Below are 16155 nucleotides of genomic sequence, written 5' to 3'. Positions count from 1 at the left end.
TTCCGGCACTGTAGGACGCCGCCCGGGGTGATCTACAGCGGTGTGACGTACGCCCCGGAGATCCCGCCGTCCACCAGGAAGTCGGTGGCGTTCACGAAGGAGGAGTCGTCGCTGGCCAGGAACGCGACGGCGGCGGCGATCTCCTCGGCCTCGGCGAACCGCCCGAGCGGGATGTGGACGAGACGGCGCGCGGCCCGCTCCGGGTCCTTGGCGAACAGCTCCTGGAGGAGCGGGGTGTTGACCGGGCCGGGGCAGAGCGCGTTGACCCGGATGCCCTCCCGCGCGAACTGCACGCCCAGTTCCCGGGACATCGCGAGGACGCCGCCCTTGGACGCGGTGTACGAGATCTGCGAGGTGGCCGCGCCCATCCGGGCCACGAAGGACGCGGTGTTGATGACGGACCCCCTGCCCTGGCGTCGCATGTAGGGGATGGCGGCCTTGCAGCACAGGTAGACGGAGGTGAGGTTGACCTCCTGGACACGCTTCCACGCCTCCAGGCCGGTCTCCAGGATGGAGTCGTCGTCGGGCGGCGAGATACCGGCGTTGTTGAACGCGACGTCCACGCTGCCGTAGGTGTCGTAGGCCGTCCTGAACAGCGCTTCGACCTGCTCGGGGTCGGTGACCTCGACCTTGACGAAGGTTCCGCCGATCTCCTCGGCCGCCGCCTTGCCCCGGGTCTCGTCCACGTCGCCGCAGACGACGTGCGCGCCCTCGGAGGCGAGCCGGCGGGCGGACGCGAGGCCGATGCCGCTGCCGGCCCCGGTGACGACGGCGGTACGGCCGACCAGACGGCGGCAGATGATGTCCTCGGTCATGAGTGGCTAGGCCTCCGTGCTCGGCGAGACGTTGCTGATGAAGACGTTCTTGGTCTCGGTGAAGGCGGTCAGCGCGTCCGGGCCGAGTTCACGGCCGAGGCCGGACTGCTTGAACCCGCCGAACGGCGTCCAGTAGCGGACGCTCGAGTGGGAGTTGACGGACAGGTTCCCCGCGCGTACCGCGTGCGACACGCGCAGGGCACGGCCGACGTCCCGGGTCCACAGCGAGCCGGAGAGGCCGTAGTCGGTGGCGTTGGCCAGGCGGATCGCGTCGGCCTCGTCCTCGAAGGGCAGGACGACGGCGACGGGCCCGAAGACCTCCTCGACGGCCACGCGCGCGTGCGCGTCGACGCCGGTGAGGACGGTGGGCGGGAACCAGAAGCCGGGGCCGCCCTCGGGGGCCTTGCCGCGGATGCCGTCGGCGTCGGCGGGGACGTAGGAGCGGACGCGGTCCAGTTGGGCCCGGGAGATCAGCGGGCCCATGTCGGTGCGCTCGTCGGCCGGGTCGCCGACGAGGACGGACTCGATCGCCGGGGCGAGGAGGGCGAGGAAACGGTCGTACACCGCGCGCTGCACGAGGACGCGGGTGCGGGCGCAGCAGTCCTGGCCGGAGTTGTCGAGGAAGGACATGGGCGTGGCGGCCGCGGCGGCCTCGATGTCCGCGTCGGCGAAGACGATGTTGGGGCTCTTGCCGCCCAGTTCGAGGGTGACGGGCTTGAGGAGCGCCGCGCCTTTGGCCGCCACCCGCCGGCCCACGGCCGTCGACCCGGTGAAGACGACCTTCGCCACGCCCGGATGCTCGACGAGCGCGTCGCCCGCGACCGGCCCGCGGCCGGGCAGCACCTGGAACAGGCCCTCGGGCAGCCCGGCCGCCAGGGCCAGTTCGGCCAGGCGCAGCGCGGTCAGCGGGGTCGTCTCGGCGGGTTTGAGGAGGACCGCGTTGCCCGCCGCCAGCGCCGGCGCGGTGCCCCAGGCGGCGATCGGCATCGGGAAGTTCCAGGGCGCGATGACGCCGACGACGCCGAGCGGTTCGAGGATCGTCACGTCCAGGCCGCCGGCGACCGGGATCTGCCGTCCGGTGAGCCGCTCCACTCCCCCGGCGGCGTAGTCGAGCAGGTCGCGGACGTTGCCGGCCTCCCAGCGGGCGTTGCCGATGGTGTGCCCGGCCTCGCGGACCTCCAGCCGGGCCAGCTCCTCCAGGTGCTCGTCGACCGCGGCGGCGAAGCGGCGCAGCAGCCGGGCGCGGTCGCCGGGGGCGAGGGCGGCCCAGGCCGTCTGCGCCCGGGCGGCCCGTACGACGGCGGCGTCGACGTCGGCCGCGGAGGCGGCGGGGACGGTGGCGAGGACCTCTTCGGTGGCGGGGTTCAGTACCCGCAGCAGGTCGGGCGGGTCGGGCAGGTCGGACAACGGGGCCTCACATGCGTTCGAAGGAGCGGCGCAGCTCCCAGTCCGTGACGGCGGCGTCGTAGGCGTCCAGTTCGACGCGCGCCATGTTGCGGTAGTGGGCGACGACCTCGTCCCCGAAGGCGGCCTTGGCGAGGGTGCTGTTCTCCCAGAGCTCGGCGGCCTCGCGCAGGGTGGTGGGGACGTGTTCGAAACCGGCGGTGTAGGCGTTGCCCTGGCACGGCTGGGGCAGTTCGAGCCGCTGCTCGACGCCGTACAGGCCGGCCGCCACCATGCCCGCCACCGCGAGGTACGGGTTGACGTCACCGCCCGGGAGCCGGTTCTCGAAGCGGAGGGAGCGGCCGTGGCCGACGACGCGCAGGGCGCAGGTGCGGTTGTCGCGGCCCCAGGCGACGGCGGTCGGGGCGAAGGAGCCCGGCTGGAACCGCTTGTAGGAGTTGATGTGGGGGGCGTAGAGGAGGGAGAACTCGCGCAGCGCCACCAGTTGTCCGGCGAGGAAGTGCCGCATGACCTCGGACATGCCGCCCTCCCCCTCGCCGGCCATGGCGCTGTTGCCGTCGGCGTCGGTGAGGGAGAGGTGGATGTGGCAGGAGTTGCCCTCGCGCTCGTTGTACTTGGCCATGAAGGTGAGGGACATGCCCTCCTGGGCCGCGATCTCCTTGGCGCCGGTCTTGTAGACCGCGTGCTGGTCGCAGGTGACCAGGGCCTCGTCGTAGCGGAAGACGATCTCGTGCTGGCCGGGGTTGCACTCGCCCTTGGCGGACTCGACGGTGAGGCCGGCGCCGGCCATCTCGTTGCGGATGCGGCGCAGCAGGGGCTCGATGCGGCCGGTGCCGAGCACGGAGTAGTCGATGTTGTACTGGTTGGCCGGGGTCAGGCCGCGGTAGTTCGCGTCCCAGGCCTGTTCGTAGGTGTCCCGGAAGACGATGAACTCCAGCTCGGTGCCGGCCTGCGCCGTCCAGCCGTGCCCGGCGAGGCGCTCCAGTTGGCGGCGCAGGATCTGGCGGGGCGCGGCGAGCACCGGGGAGCCGTCCTCCCACGCGAGGTCGGCGACGACCATCGCGGTGCCCTCGTTCCACGGCAGGCGGCGCAGGGTGGCCAAGTCGGCGTGCATGGCGAAGTCGCCGTAGCCGCGGTCCCAGGAGGACATCGCGTACCCGTCGACGGTGTTCATGTCGGCGTCGACGGCGAGGAGGTAGTTGCAGCCCTCGGTGCCGTGCCGGAGGACCTCGTCGAGGAAGAAGCGCGCGGCGAACCGCTTGCCCTGGAGACGGCCCTGCATGTCGGGGAAGGCCAGGACGACGGTGTCGATGTCACCGGCGGCGACGAGGGCGTGCAGTTCCTCGACCCCGAACGGGGGTGTGCGGTCTGGCACGGGGAGAGCCTCCTTGTGGCCGGGAGCCATAAGGTATTGCCGGGAACCATTGCTTGGGAAGGGGGCGCGGCCGCATGCCGGAGGAAACCGGCGGGAGTGTGACGGACCGGCTCGCACCGGTGCTGCGGACGGTGCGGGCCGGCAACGGCTTCGAGGAGGCGCTGGAGCAGATCCTCCAGGTCGTCCGGCTGGGCCTGGTGTCGGGGGGCGAGCGGCTGCCGGCCGAGCGGGAGCTGGCGGAGCGGCTCGGGATCAGCCGGGTGACGCTGCGCGAGGTGCTGCGGGTGCTCCAGGACCAGGGGCTGGTGGAGGCCCGGCGCGGCCGCTACGGCGGAACGTTTGTGCTGCCTCGGGCGGACGCGGTCGGCGAGGACGAACTACGGCGCCGGGTCGCCGGGATCGACATCGAGGACGTGCTGCGCTTCCGGGAGGTGCTGGAGGTGGGCGCGGCCGGGCTGTGCGCGGCGCACGGGCTGACGGACGGGCAGGCGGCGCGGCTGCGCGAGGCGCTGGCCGGCACGCGGGACGCGCCGCTGGCGGAGTACCGCCGACTGGACACGATGCTGCACCTCACCCTCGCCGAACTGTGCGGTTCCCCCGCCCTGGCCGCGCAGTACGCGGCCGTCCGGGCCACCCTGAACGACCTGCTGGACTGCATCCCGCTGCTGGTGCGCAACCTGGAACACTCCCAGCGGCAGCACACCGCCCTGGTGGATGCCGTGCTCGACGGGGACGCGGACGGGGCGCGGGAGATCACGCGGGAGCACTGCGCGGGGACGGCGGCGCTGCTGCGCGGCTTCCTGGCGTGAGTGTCCTGCCCCGGGGACGTCCCCCGGCGAAGGTGCGAAGGTACAAAGGTATGAGGGCAAGCCATTGTCTGGAGGTCGGATGGCGGGCAGACCGCTGATCGGCGTCAGCACGTACCTGGAGTCCGGGGCGCGCTGGGGTGTGTGGGAGCTGGAGGCGGCGCTGTTGCCGGCCGGGTATCCGCGGCTCGTGCAGCGGGCGGGCGGACTGGCCGCGATGCTTCCGCCGGACGCGCCGGAGCACGCCGCCGCGACCGTCGCCCGCCTCGACGGGCTGGTGATCGCGGGCGGCCCGGACGTGGAGCCGGTCCGCTACGGCGCGGAGCCCGGCCCGCGCACCGGACCGCCCGCTCGGGCCCGGGACACGTGGGAGCTGGCGCTCATCGAGGCGGCCCTGGCCGCGCGCGTCCCGCTGCTGGGCGTCTGCCGGGGCATGCAGCTGCTCAACGTCGCCCTGGGCGGAACCCTCGTCCAGCACATCGAGGGCCACGCCGAGGCGGTGGGCGTGTTCGGCGGGCACCCGGTCAAGCCGGTGCCGGGGACGCTGTACGCCTCCGTCGTACCCGAGGAGATGTTCGTGCCGACGTACCACCACCAGGCGGTGGACCGGATCGGCACGGGGCTCGTCCCGTCGGCCCACGCGGCGGACGGCACGGTGGAGGCCCTGGAGCTGCCGTCCGGACCGGGCTGGGTCCTCGGCGTGCAGTGGCATCCGGAGATGGGCGAGGACGTACGGGTGATGCGGGCGCTGGTGGAGGCGTCGAGGCCGCTCTGACCCGCCGCTCCGGGGACGGCGGGGCGTGGACACCCGGGGGGAGCGGCGTACGCGAGCGCGCCGGACCCGACACCGGGCGTGCCCGCCCGCACCGCCTCGCACCGGCCGTACCTAGCTGCCTGGCCTGCGGCCTGCCGGGCGTGCCGGGCGTGCTCCACCCCGAGGACGGGCCGGCCCCGCCCCGCCCCCGTCGGCAGGCCTACGCCCGTGTCAGTGACAGCAGTTGCCGGGCCGGGCCCGTCGGGCGGTGGCCTGTGGGCCATACCGCTCGTAGGTCACGGGCCAGGGCGACGTCCGCCACGGGCACGCTCACCAGGCGCCGGGTGGTGAGCTCCTCGCCGACGGCGAGTTCGCTGAGGACGGACGGGCCGGCGCCGCTCACGGCCGCCGCCTTCACCGCGGTGGTCGACGACAACTCGATCAGGGGGCGGGCCAGACCGCCCAGCGCCGCGTCCAGAACCTGCCGGGTGCCCGAGCCCTTCTCCCGCAGGATCAGCGGCGTCGCCGCCAGTTCCGCCCCCGCGAGCGGGCGCCGGCGACGGGCCCAGGGGTGGCCCGGTGCGGTCACGACGACCAGCCGGTCACGGGCGATGACGGCCGAGTCGAGGCCCGCCGGGACGCTCACTCCTTCCACGAAACCCAGGTCGGCCTCACCGGCCAGCAGGCGCTCCGCCACCACCGTCGAGTTCCCGGCGAGCAGCGACACCGCCGTGTCCGGCAACTGGGCGCGCAGCGCGACCAGCCACCCCGGCAGCAGGTACTCGGCGATCGTCATGCTCGCCGCCACCCGCAGCCGCGAGTCCCGCCGGTCCCGCAGCGCCTGGGCGCCGGCGTCGAAGGCCTCGGCGGCCTCGACGATGCGGCGCGCCCAGTCCGTGACCAGCGCGCCCGCGTCGGTGAGCCGGGAACCTCGCGGCGAACGGTCCACCAGGGCGACACCCAGCTGACGTTCCATCGAGCGGATGCGGCTGCTGGCGGCGGGCTGTGTGATGCCCAGCTCGCGCGCCGCCCCGCCGAGGCTGCCCAGGCGCGCCACCGCCAGCAGCAGCTCCATCGCCCCGAGATCCGGCACCCGGTGTGCCAGGGAGCCCGCCCCGTGCCGCCCAGGTGCGTCCTGCCCGTCCTCCGTACCACCCGTACCGCTGCTGCTCATAACCCCAGCTTATGTCCTCATAGAGACATGGTCCCTGGTCAGGGACTTCGGCCACCGAGACCGTGGACGCATGGTCACCGCAGCCCAGCCCCTGTCGCCTCCCGCCACCCCGAACCGGCGTGTCCCGGCCGTTCGTCACCTCGGGCCCAACTGGTACGCCTGCGTCATGGGCACCGCCATCGTCGGTACCGCGGGAGCCGCGCTCCCCTGGCACGTGCCCGGACTGCGCGCCGTCTGCACCACGGTCTGGGCGCTGTCCCTCCTCCTGCTGGTGGTCCTGCTGGTGGCCCGGGCCCTGCACTGGACCCACCACCGCGACCAGGCCCGCGCCCATCTGCTCGACCCGGCGGCGGCTCCCTTCTACGGCTGTCTGTCGATGGCCCTGCTGGCCGTGGGCGGCGGCGCCCTGACCGTCGGGCGGGACTGGATCGGCACCTCCGCCGCGGTCGCCCTGGACACCGTGCTGTTCACCGCCGGTACGGTCATCGGGCTCGCGGCGGCGGTGGCCGTGCCGTACCTGATGGCCGTACGGCACCGGATAGAGCCGGGGCAGGCCAGTCCCGTGTGGCTGCTGCCGCTCGTCGCGCCGATGGTGTCCGCGGCCGTCGGACCGCTGCTGGTCCCCCACCTCCCGGCGGGCCAGCCCCGGGAGACGCTGCTGCTCGCCTGTGTGGCGATGTTCGGCGTGAGTCTGCTCGCGACCCTGGTGACCCTGCCGGTGATCTTCGGCCGGCTGCTCACCGGCGGCCCGTTGCCGCTCGCGCTCACCCCGTCGCTGTTCCTGGTGCTGGGACCACTCGGGCAGTCGACCACCGCGGCGGGGAAGTTCGCGGACGTGGCCCCGGGAGTCGTCCCGGGCCCGTACGCCGAGGGTTTCGGGGTGCTCGCCGTCCTGTACGGCGTGCCGGTGATGGGCTTCGCGCTGATGTGGCTGTGTCTCGCCACCGCGCACGTCGTGCGGGCCCGCCGGGAGGGCATGGGCTTCTCGATGACGTGGTGGTCGTTCACCTTCCCGGTGGGCACCTGCGTCACCGGCTCCGAGGCGTTGGCCCGGCACACGGGGCTCGCCGTGTACGACGGGCTCACCGTCGTCCTGTACGCCGTCCTCGTCGCCGCCTGGGCGGTCGCCGCCGTGCACACCGCGCGCGGCGTGGTCAGCGGCGCGCTGCTCGCAGGGCCGCGCCCAGTACCCGGGGCGCATCGGTCAGTGACGGCCCGTACCACGTGAGGCAGCGCCCGTCGACGAGAGCGCAGGGCAGGCCCGGGAAGGCCTCCGGGCCGTCGTCGGCGGTGAAGCGGTACGGCTCGTCCGGCAGGACCACGACGTCCGGGCGGGCCGCCCGCAGTTCCTCGACCGGAACCTTCGGGTAGCGCTCGGCGTGACCGGCGTACAGGTGGTCGACGCCGAGGCGGGCGAGTACGTCGCCCGCGAAGGTGTCCCGCCCCAGCACCATCCACGGCCTGCGCCAGATCGGCACCACGGCCGTACGGCGCCGCTCGGAGGACGGGGGCGGCAGGGCCGACCAGGCCGACTCCGCGGCGTCCAGCCACCGGGGCCGGGACGGCGCGCCGCAGGCGGTCAGTACCCGGTCGAGCTCGGTGAAGGCCCGCGGCACCGTACGCACGTCGGTCACCAGCACCTCGACGCCCGCCGCGCGCAGGGCGTCCAGGTCGGGGGCGCGGTTCTCCTCCTCGTTGGCGACCACCAGGTCCGGGGCGAGGGCGACGATCCGCTCGGTCTTCGGGTTCTTCGTGCCGCCGACGCGTGCCACGTCGAGGCCGGCCGGGTGGGTGCACCAGTCGGTGGCGCCCACGAGGGCACCCGGAACCGTACGGGCCACCGCCTCGGTCAGCGACGGCACCAGGGAGACCACCCTCACCGGCGCGCCCTCACCGGCGCGGCCCTTCCCGGACCGCCTCGATGTGCTCGGCGACGGCGACCACGATCAGCCGGGTGTCGGGCACCGTGGCCCGCCACCGGTGCCGCACCCCGCCGGTGAGGTAGAGCGTGTCGCCGCGTCCCAGCCGGTAGGCACGGCCCTCCGCCTCGATCTCCACGGCGCCCTCGGTGACGAACATCAACTGGTCGTTGCGGTACTGCAGTTCCCGGCCCGCGTCGTGGTCGCCGGTGAACTCGGAGGCGTGCATCTGGTGGTGCCCGCGCACCAGCGAGCGCACCTTGGGTGCCAGCTCGGGATCGGGTTCCTCGGCCCGGACGACGTCGACGCTGCACGCGGGGTCGGCGGCGGCGAGCAGTTCCACGGCGGTGGTGCGCAGGGCGTCGGCCACCTTCTCCAGGGAACTCTGACTGGGCCGTGCCCGGTCGTTCTCGATCTGGCTCAGGAAGGGCACGGACAGGCCGCTGCGCTCGGAGACGACGGCGAGGGTGAGTTCGAGGGCCCGGCGCCGCCGCCGTACGGCAGCGCCCACCCGTAGGTGCTGATCTTTGTGGTCGCCCATCGCTCCGGCTCCCTCCTTCACTCGTCGCCGTACCGCTACGGCGCCCCGGTCCGCGCGCCGTACTCCTGATGAGTTCTCTGCACCCTACGCATGTTCGGCAAACCGTTTCATGCGGCCGTCACATCGACGTCACGGTGCGGTGGCCGCGACCTCACATTTCTCGCCATCGAAAGGGACCTTCGCGCGCCACGCCGGACGCCTTACCGGTTCAAGGCGTGGCGGGCCCCGCATGTTCCCGCCAGCCCCTCCCGCCCCACTGAGGCGATGCTCAGGCGGGGGCTTGGCGCTCCGTGGTTGTCCAAATCCTTACCGTGTCCGGGCTCCGGACGGCCCGAGGGGTGGGCCCGGCCGCGCACTGTCAGGAGGCGCCGCCGGGCCCACCCCTCGGGGTGGCCGGTACTGCTGCTTGGCCGGTACTTCTACTCGACCGCTACCGCTACTACGGGGCCATCCGCTCGACCATGCCCGGGTGCTCCTCCAGCCAGGCCGCCACGGCTTCCTCCTCGTGCCCCTGACCGCGGTCCTTGATCTCGGCTTCCAGGGTGCCGAGCTCGTCCTCGGTCATGTGGAAGTCCTTGATCCACTCGGTGAGCTGCGGGTACTGCTCGGGGAACGCCTTGCTGGAGATGGTGCGGATCGTGTTGCCCTCGCCGAAGGCCTTCTTCGGGTCCTTCAGCTTGGTCAGCTCGTAGTCGCTGTACGCCCAGTGCGGGGACCAGAGCGTGACCGCGACCGGCTCCTTCTTGGCCAGCGCGCGCTTGAGTTCGGCGAGCATCGCCGGCGTGGAGCCGTCGACGACCTCGTACTCGTCCTCCAGGCCGTAACCCGGCAGGACCTCGTTCTTGAGCAGCTGCATCTCACCGGTGCCGGGCTCGATGCCGATGATCTTCCCGTCGAAGAGGTCGGCCTTGCCCTTGAGGTCCGCGAGGGACTTGACGTCCTTCACGTACGAGGGGACGGCGATCTCCAGCGAGGTCGGCTCGTACCACGTGCCCAGGTCGGTCAGATTGTTCTTGTGCTTGTCCCAGTAGTTCTTCTGGGCGTGCGGCAGCCAGGCGTCGAAGTTGAGGTCCAGGTCGCCGGAGGCCAGACCGGTGTAGACCGGGCCGACGTCCATCTGCTTCAGGTTCAGCTTGTAGCCGCGCCGCTCCAGGACGTTCTTCCACAGGTAGGTGACGGCGACGTCCTCTTCCCAGGGGAACCAGGCGACGTCCAGTGTGCGCTTCGCCTCGGCCGGGGTGGCGCCGGCGCCGCCCTCGACCGGGGCGAGCTTGTCCACGACGCCCGGGTTGGCCTTGAGCCAGGTGCGGACGGCGTCCTGCTGCTTCCCCTTGCCGGCCTTGTTGATCTCGGCCTCGAGGCTGGTGAGCTGCTTCTCGGTCATGGAGAAGTTCTTCAGCCACTTGGTGACGACCGGGTTGTCGTCCGAGAAGCCCTTGCGCGACAGCGTGTGCACGCCGTCGCCCTTGCCCCAGGCGCCCTTGGGGTCCTTCAGCTTCTTCAGGTCGTAGTCGTTGTACGCCCAGTGCGGGGACCACAGCGGGACGACGATCGGTTCCTGCTTGCTGTAGGCCCGCTTCAGCTCGGCCAGCATCGCCGGCGTGGAGCTGTCGACGACCTTGTACTCCTTGTCGAGACCGTACTCCTTGAGGATCTTGGTCTTGAGCAGGCGCGTCTCACCGGCGCTGGACTCGATGCCGGTGATCTTCCCGTCGAAGAGACCGGCCTTGCCCTTGAGGTCCGCGAGGGTGTTGATGTCCTTCATGTACGCCGGGACGGTGAGCTCCAGCGACGTCTCCTCGTACCAAGGGCCGAGGTCCTCGAGCTGCTTGCCGTACTTCTTCCAGTACTGCTCGTGAGTGGTCGGCAGCCAGGAGTCGGTCTGGAAGTCGATGTTGCCCTGCGCGAGCGCGGTGTAGAGCGGGCCCGCCTCGAACTGCTTGGCCTCGACCTCGAAGCCGCGCTGTTCGAGGATCTCCTTCCACAGGAACGTGGAGGCGACGCCCTCGTCCCAGGGGATGTAGCCGATGGAGACCTTCTTGCCCTCGCCGATGTTCTTGCCGCCGGCGACCGTCTGGGAGTCGTCGGCCTTGCCGCCGAAGACGCCCATGCCGCCGGCCACCAGGCCGAGGATCACGATGCCGATCACGGCGACCTGCGGCTGCGGCCGGTAGGACCAGATCTTCAGGCCCTTGGCGGCGCGGGCCTTGGCGGCGGCGCGGCGGCCCAGCGGCGAGACGTGCGTGCCCAGCGCGCTGGTCATGCGGTCCAGGTAGATCGCCAGGATCACGATGGCGACACCGGCCTCGGCGCCGAGGCCGACGTCGAGCTGACCAATGCCCGCCATGACGTCGCCGCCCAGGCCGCCGGTACCGACCATGCCGGCGATGGCGGCCATCGACAGGCCGAGCATGATGACCTGGTTGACGCCCGCCATCACCGTGGGCAGCGCCAGCGGGAGCTGGACCCGCAGCAGGGTGTTGCGGGGGGTGGTGCCGAAGGCCTCGGCGGCCTCGACCAGTTCCTTGTCGACCTGGCGGATGCCCAGCTCGGTCATGCGCACGCCGGGGGCGAGCGCGAAGATCAGGGTGGCCACGATGCCCGGGGCGGAGCCGGTTCCGAAGAACAGGATCGCCGGGATGAGGTAGACCATCGCGGGCAGCGTCTGCATGAAGTCCAGGACCGGCCGGACGACGGCGCTCACCCGGTCGGAGCGGGCCGCCCAGATGCCCACCGGCACCGAGACCACCAGGGCGATGATCGTGGCGACCAGCAGGAGCGCCAGGGTCATCATCGCGTGCTCCCACAGACCCATGGAGTCGATGAAGGCGAACCCGGCGAAGGCGAGGACACCGGCGAGCGCACCGCGCAGCCAGAAGGCCACGACGGCGAAGATGCCGGCGAGCAGCAGCGGCTCGGGGGCCTGGAGGACGGCGTTGATGCCGTCGTAGGCGCCGGTGAAGATGCTCTCCAGGAAGGTGAAGAGCCAGGAGACGTTGTCGAGCAGCCAGTCGACGGCGCTGTTGACCCAGTCGCCGAGGGGGATTCTAGGCACGGGTCATCACCTTCTCGCCGCCCTTGTCCCGCGGGGTGTCGCAGACACCGGGGACCGTGTCCTCGTCGTCGCCGAGGAAGCCGACGAGCCGCCGGGCCGGGACGACGCCGACGAGCCGGCGGTCGGCGTCGAGCACCGCCACCGAGTGGGACACGCGGGCGCTGATCGCGCACAGCTCCGCGAACGACGTGTCGGGCGTGGCGGTCTCGCAACCGCACTCGGCCTCGTCGCCGCGCAGCTCCGTCTCCATGACGGAGCCCGCGGTGAGCACCCGGGAGCGGTCGACGTCCCGGGTGAAGGAGGCGACGTACTCGTTGGCGGGGCGTATCAGGATGTCCTGCGCGGTGCCTATCTGCACGATCCGGCCGTCGCGCATCACGGCGATGCGGTCGCCCAGGCGCATGGCCTCGTTCAGGTCGTGGGTGATGAAGACGATGGTCTTCTTCAGGGTCTTCTGCAGATCGAGCAGCTGGTCCTGCATGTCGCGGCGGATCAGCGGGTCGAGGGCGCTGAAGGACTCGTCCATCAGCAGCAGGTCGGCGTCGGTGGCGAGCGCCCGGGCCAGGCCCACACGCTGCTGCATACCGCCGGACAGCTCGTCGGGCCAGGACTTCTCCCAGCCGGCCAGGCCGCACAGGGCGAGCGCCTCGTCGGCGCGGCGTTCGCGCTCGGCGCGGGGCACGCCCTGCACTTCAAGACCGTAGGCGGCGTTGTCACGGACGCTGCGGTGCGGGAAGAGCGCGAAGTGCTGGAAGACCATGCTGATCCGCTTGGAGCGGACCTCGCGCAGTCCGCGGTCGCTGAGTTCGGTCAGGTCCTGTCCGCCGAATCGGACGCGCCCGGCGGTCGGCTCCGACAGACCGTTGAGCATGCGCAGGAGCGTGGACTTGCCGGACCCGGACAGGCCCATGACCACGAAGATCTCGCCGGGTTCCACGGTGAAGGACGCGTCGATGACGGCGGCCGTGGTGCCGGCGGCCCGCAGCTCCTCCCGGTCGGTTCCCTGGCGCAGCCGTGCGACTGCCTGGTCCGGTTTTTTGCCGAAGACCTTGTACAGGTTTTCGGCCTCTAGCCTGGCTGACACGCTTACCTCTTGCATCGGGGGCAGGGACAGGGCCGTGAAGACTCGCCGAGCGCAGACCCGCTGAGACGAGCAGTCGTGGATTCGAAGACTCGCTAACAGTTGAATGCTTCAACCAGCTTTGACCCGGGTGCGCGCCTGCCCTGATCACCCCGACCCAAACATATGAGTGACCCAGTTCACACGCCCTCCACTCCCTCGCCACATCGCCTGCGGCATGATGCGAGGCGTGACCGGACGACTGATGCTTCTCGACACCGCCTCCCTCTACTTCCGCGCCTACTTCGGCGTGCCGGACTCCGTGAAGGCCCCCGACGGCACGCCGGTGAACGCCGTGCGCGGACTCCTCGACTTCATCGACCGCCTGGTGAAGGACCACCGGCCCGACCATCTCGTGGCCTGCATGGACGCCGACTGGCGCCCGCACTGGCGCGTGGAGCTGATCCCCTCCTACAAAGCGCACCGGGTCGCCGAGGAGCGCCCGGCGGGTCCGGACGCCGAGGAGGTGCCCGACACGCTCTCACCGCAGGTGCCGGTCATCGAGGCCGTCCTCGACGCGCTCGGCATCGCCCGCGTCGGCGTGGCCGGGTACGAGGCGGACGACGTCATCGGCACGTACACGGCGCGGGCGACGGGCCCGGTCGACATCGTCACCGGCGACCGGGACCTCTACCAGCTCGTCGACGACGCCCGTGGCGTGCGCGTCCTCTATCCGATCAAGGGCGTCGGCACCCTCGCCCTCACCGACGAGGCGGCACTGCGCGAGAAGTACGGCGTCGACGGCCGCGGGTACGCCGATCTGGCGCTCCTGCGGGGCGACCCGAGCGACGGCCTGCCGGGCGTGGCGGGCATCGGCGAGAAGACGGCGGCGAAGCTGCTCGCCGAGTTCGGGGACCTGGCCGGGATCCTGGCCGCCGTCGACGACCCGCGCGCGAAGCTCACGCCCTCGCAGCGCAAGCGGCTGACCGAGGCCGCGCCGTACCTCGCGGTCGCCCCGAAGGTCGTCCGGGTGGCCGACGACGTCCCGCTGCCGGACGTCGACACCGCGCTGCCGCACGCACCGCGCGACGCCGCGGCGCTGGACGGACTGGCGGCCCGCTGGGGTCTGGGCGGATCACTGCAGCGGCTGCTGGCGACACTCACCGGCTGAGTCGTGCGGCCCGGGCAGGCGTTGCCTTCCCGGCGCATCGGAGCCCTGCCGAGGGGAAGCCGTACTGGGCGTACACGAGGATGCTAACTTAGGTATACCTAAGTCAGGGAACCCTCACGCAGGGAGCAGGGAGGCCGACATGGCAGACCGTCCGGGACGCAAGCCGCGCAAGCCGCACACCGCACAGGTCGTCCGCACCGAGCGGCTGACCCCGCACATGCAGCGTGTGGTGCTCGGCGGCGAGGAACTCGCCGGCCTACCGGCGGACACCTGCACCGACCACTACGTGAAGCTGCTGTTCCCCGCCGGGGGCGCGACCTACCCGGAGCCCTTCGACGTGGAACGGATCCGCGAGGAGTTCCCCCGCGAACAGTGGCCGGTGACCCGCACGTACACGGTGCGCCACTGGGACGCCGAGCTCCGCGAGCTGACCCTGGACTTCGTGATCCACGGCGACGAGGGGCTGGCCGGCCCCTGGGCGCAGCGCGTCCAGCCGGGCGAGACCGTCCGCTTCATGGGCCCCGGCGGCGCCTACGCCCCCGACCCCGCCGCCGACTGGCACCTGCTCGCCGGTGACGAGAGCGCGCTGCCCGCCATCGCCCGGTCCCTGGAGGCCCTGCCCGACGGCGCCCGCGCCTTCGCGTTCATCGAGGTCGACGGGCCCGAGGAGGAGCAGAAGATCGACTCCGACGTGGAGGTCGTCTGGCTGCACCGCGGCGACCGTCCGGTGGGCCAGGCCCTGGTCGAGGCCCTGCGCGGCCTGGAGTTCCCCGAGGGCCGGGTGCACGCCTTCGTGCACGGCGAGGCGGCCTGCGTGAAGGAACTGCGCAGGCTCCTCCGGGTGGAGCGCGAGATCCCCCGCGAGGACCTCTCCATCTCCGGGTACTGGCGCCTCGGCCACAACGAGGACGGCTGGCAGGCCTCGAAGCGGGAGTGGAACGCACGCATCGAGGCAGAGCAGGAGGGCACCGCCCCGGCCGCGTGACCCAGCCCGCGCCACCCCGCCGCGCGCCCGGGCCCGCGCCCGCGGCCGGCGGAACGCCCCAGCCCGAGACCACCGCCCGGTCGCGTGACCGGGCCAGTGTCCACCGCCCGGCGACGTGACCCAGCCCCCGAGACCACAGTCCGGTCGCGGGACCCGGCCAGTGCCCACCGCCCGGCGACGTGACCCAGCCCCCGAGACCACAGTCCGGTCGCGGGACCCGGCCGGTGCCCACCGCCCGGCGACGTGACCCAGCCCCCGAGACCACCGCCCGGTCGCGGGACCCGGCCAGTGCCCACGCCCAGCGGCATCCAGCCTCGGAACCCGCCGGTGGCGCCCCGGCGCACCGACTCGGCGTGCGCACACGCGCGGGCGCGGGCGACGGCCCGGGCCACCGCGCTCCCCGCGTACGAGGCGGCGACGCGCCGGCCGCGCCACGCCCACCGCGTGCCGCCCGCATCGGCGCCGGCGAGGCCGGGCCTCAGTCGCCGCGTACGCGTGCGTGCAGGTGCATGTCGTGCCAGCCGTCGGAGTGGAGCAGGGCGCTGCGCTTGGTGCCCTCCACGGCGAAGCGTGCCTTGAGGGCGACCCGGCAGGAGGCCGCGTTGGCGACGGAGTGGGAGAGTTCCAGTCGCTGGAAGCCGATCTCGTCCAGGGCCCAGCGGGCGAGCGCGTTCGTGGCGCGGGCGGCGACGCCCCGGCCGCGAGCCGCCGCCGTGGTCCAGTAGGCGACCTCGGCCACCCCGTCGCCGAGCACGACCTCGCGGAGGGCGACCCTGCCGAGGAGCCGGTCGTCTCCCTCGTCGGCGACGGCCCACTGGGCGTCGCGCTCATCGGCCCAGCCCCGCTGCCACTCGGTGATCCAGCCGCGCACCTCCTCCTCGGAGTCGGCGGCGCGGATGTGCCACTGGTGCATCACCGGGTCCTGGAAGGCCGCGTGCACGGCGGACGCGTCCTCGGTGCGCCAGGGCCGCAGCACCAGCCCGTCGCCGGTGGGGAACGTGGGCTGCGGGGTACGGGAGAGAGAGCCCGCGGGAAGGACCGGGCGCGTCAGGTAGGGCATGGGCCGCATCCTGCCGACTCCGCCGTTCGGGGCCCA

Annotated in this window: 14 protein-coding genes; 5 read left to right on the top strand and 9 right to left on the bottom strand. The window is 72.5% G+C overall.

What is annotated here, in order from left to right; all coding sequences use genetic code 11:
- Positions 1-32 precede the first annotated feature (32 nt).
- The 3 genes from ACIQ6R_RS25495 to ACIQ6R_RS25485 are packed head-to-tail and all read right to left on the bottom strand — an operon-like array spanning position 33 to position 3594.
- Positions 33-815, bottom strand: a complete 783-nt coding sequence (locus tag ACIQ6R_RS25495) for a 3-oxoacyl-ACP reductase (RefSeq protein ID WP_404179677.1) — start codon at positions 813-815, stop codon at positions 33-35.
- Between the two features lie 6 nt (positions 816-821).
- A complete protein-coding gene (locus ACIQ6R_RS25490) occupies positions 822-2222 on the bottom strand; it encodes an aldehyde dehydrogenase family protein (protein ID WP_404223639.1) in 1401 nt (466 codons plus the stop codon).
- A gap of 7 nt (positions 2223-2229) precedes the next feature.
- Positions 2230-3594, bottom strand: coding sequence for a glutamine synthetase family protein (locus ACIQ6R_RS25485; RefSeq protein WP_404223637.1), 1365 nt, complete (start codon positions 3592-3594; stop codon positions 2230-2232).
- A gap of 74 nt (positions 3595-3668) precedes the next feature.
- On the opposite strand from ACIQ6R_RS25485, the gene ACIQ6R_RS25480 reads away from it, so the two are divergent.
- Positions 3669-4403, top strand: a complete 735-nt coding sequence (locus tag ACIQ6R_RS25480; RefSeq protein WP_404223636.1) for a FadR/GntR family transcriptional regulator — start codon at positions 3669-3671, stop codon at positions 4401-4403.
- Between the two features lie 79 nt (positions 4404-4482).
- Complete coding sequence (locus tag ACIQ6R_RS25475) at positions 4483-5175, top strand: gamma-glutamyl-gamma-aminobutyrate hydrolase family protein (protein ID WP_404223634.1); 693 nt, start codon at positions 4483-4485, stop codon at positions 5173-5175.
- A 199-nt stretch (positions 5176-5374) separates the two neighbouring features.
- Here ACIQ6R_RS25475 and ACIQ6R_RS25470 read toward each other — a convergent pair whose 3' ends face one another.
- The gene (locus ACIQ6R_RS25470) at positions 5375-6328 is read right to left on the bottom strand and encodes a LysR family transcriptional regulator (protein WP_404223633.1); all 954 of its coding nucleotides are present in this window, start codon (positions 6326-6328) and stop codon (positions 5375-5377) included.
- A 70-nt stretch (positions 6329-6398) separates the two neighbouring features.
- Here ACIQ6R_RS25470 and ACIQ6R_RS25465 point away from each other — a divergent pair, with 70 nt between their 5' ends.
- Entirely contained in the window at positions 6399-7556 is a 1158-nt protein-coding gene (locus tag ACIQ6R_RS25465; protein WP_404223631.1) for a TDT family transporter, read from the top strand.
- On the opposite strand, the gene ACIQ6R_RS25460 is transcribed toward ACIQ6R_RS25465, so the two are convergent.
- The 4 genes from ACIQ6R_RS25460 to ACIQ6R_RS25445 all read right to left on the bottom strand — a co-directional run bounded on the left by ACIQ6R_RS25460 (position 7483) and on the right by ACIQ6R_RS25445 (position 12927).
- Positions 7483-8208 carry a helical backbone metal receptor gene (locus ACIQ6R_RS25460; RefSeq protein ID WP_404223629.1) on the bottom strand — a complete coding sequence of 242 codons (726 nt, stop codon included), beginning with the start codon at positions 8206-8208 and terminating at the stop codon, positions 7483-7485. The genes ACIQ6R_RS25465 and ACIQ6R_RS25460 overlap by 74 nt on opposite strands.
- 10 nt (positions 8209-8218) lie before the next feature.
- A complete protein-coding gene (locus ACIQ6R_RS25455; RefSeq protein WP_404179700.1) occupies positions 8219-8788 on the bottom strand; it encodes a helix-turn-helix domain-containing protein in 570 nt (189 codons plus the stop codon).
- Between the two features lie 439 nt (positions 8789-9227).
- Positions 9228-11843: an ABC transporter permease/substrate binding protein gene (locus ACIQ6R_RS25450; protein ID WP_404223627.1), complete on the bottom strand. Its 2616-nt coding sequence runs from the start codon at positions 11841-11843 to the stop codon at positions 9228-9230.
- On the bottom strand, positions 11836-12927 hold the full coding sequence (locus ACIQ6R_RS25445) for a glycine betaine/L-proline ABC transporter ATP-binding protein (protein ID WP_404179705.1): 1092 nt from the start codon (positions 12925-12927) through the stop codon (positions 11836-11838). Before ACIQ6R_RS25445 ends, ACIQ6R_RS25450 begins: the two co-directional genes overlap by 8 nt.
- A gap of 241 nt (positions 12928-13168) precedes the next feature.
- Here ACIQ6R_RS25445 and ACIQ6R_RS25440 point away from each other — a divergent pair, with 241 nt between their 5' ends.
- Positions 13169-14074, top strand: a complete 906-nt coding sequence (locus tag ACIQ6R_RS25440; RefSeq protein ID WP_404223855.1) for a 5'-3' exonuclease H3TH domain-containing protein — start codon at positions 13169-13171, stop codon at positions 14072-14074.
- 139 nt (positions 14075-14213) lie between these two features.
- Complete coding sequence (locus tag ACIQ6R_RS25435; RefSeq protein ID WP_404223625.1) at positions 14214-15059, top strand: siderophore-interacting protein; 846 nt, start codon at positions 14214-14216, stop codon at positions 15057-15059.
- 478 nt (positions 15060-15537) lie between these two features.
- On the opposite strand, the gene ACIQ6R_RS25430 is transcribed toward ACIQ6R_RS25435, so the two are convergent.
- A complete protein-coding gene (locus tag ACIQ6R_RS25430) occupies positions 15538-16119 on the bottom strand; it encodes a GNAT family N-acetyltransferase (RefSeq protein WP_404223622.1) in 582 nt (193 codons plus the stop codon).
- Between the last annotated feature and the right edge of the window lie 36 nt (positions 16120-16155).

The organism is Streptomyces sp. NPDC096048 (assembly GCF_044763415.1).
In the GTDB taxonomy this organism is placed as follows: Bacteria; Actinomycetota; Actinomycetes; order Streptomycetales; family Streptomycetaceae; genus Streptomyces.
Note: the sequence above shows the minus strand (reverse complement) of the source record. Positions and strands in the feature narration are given on the sequence as shown.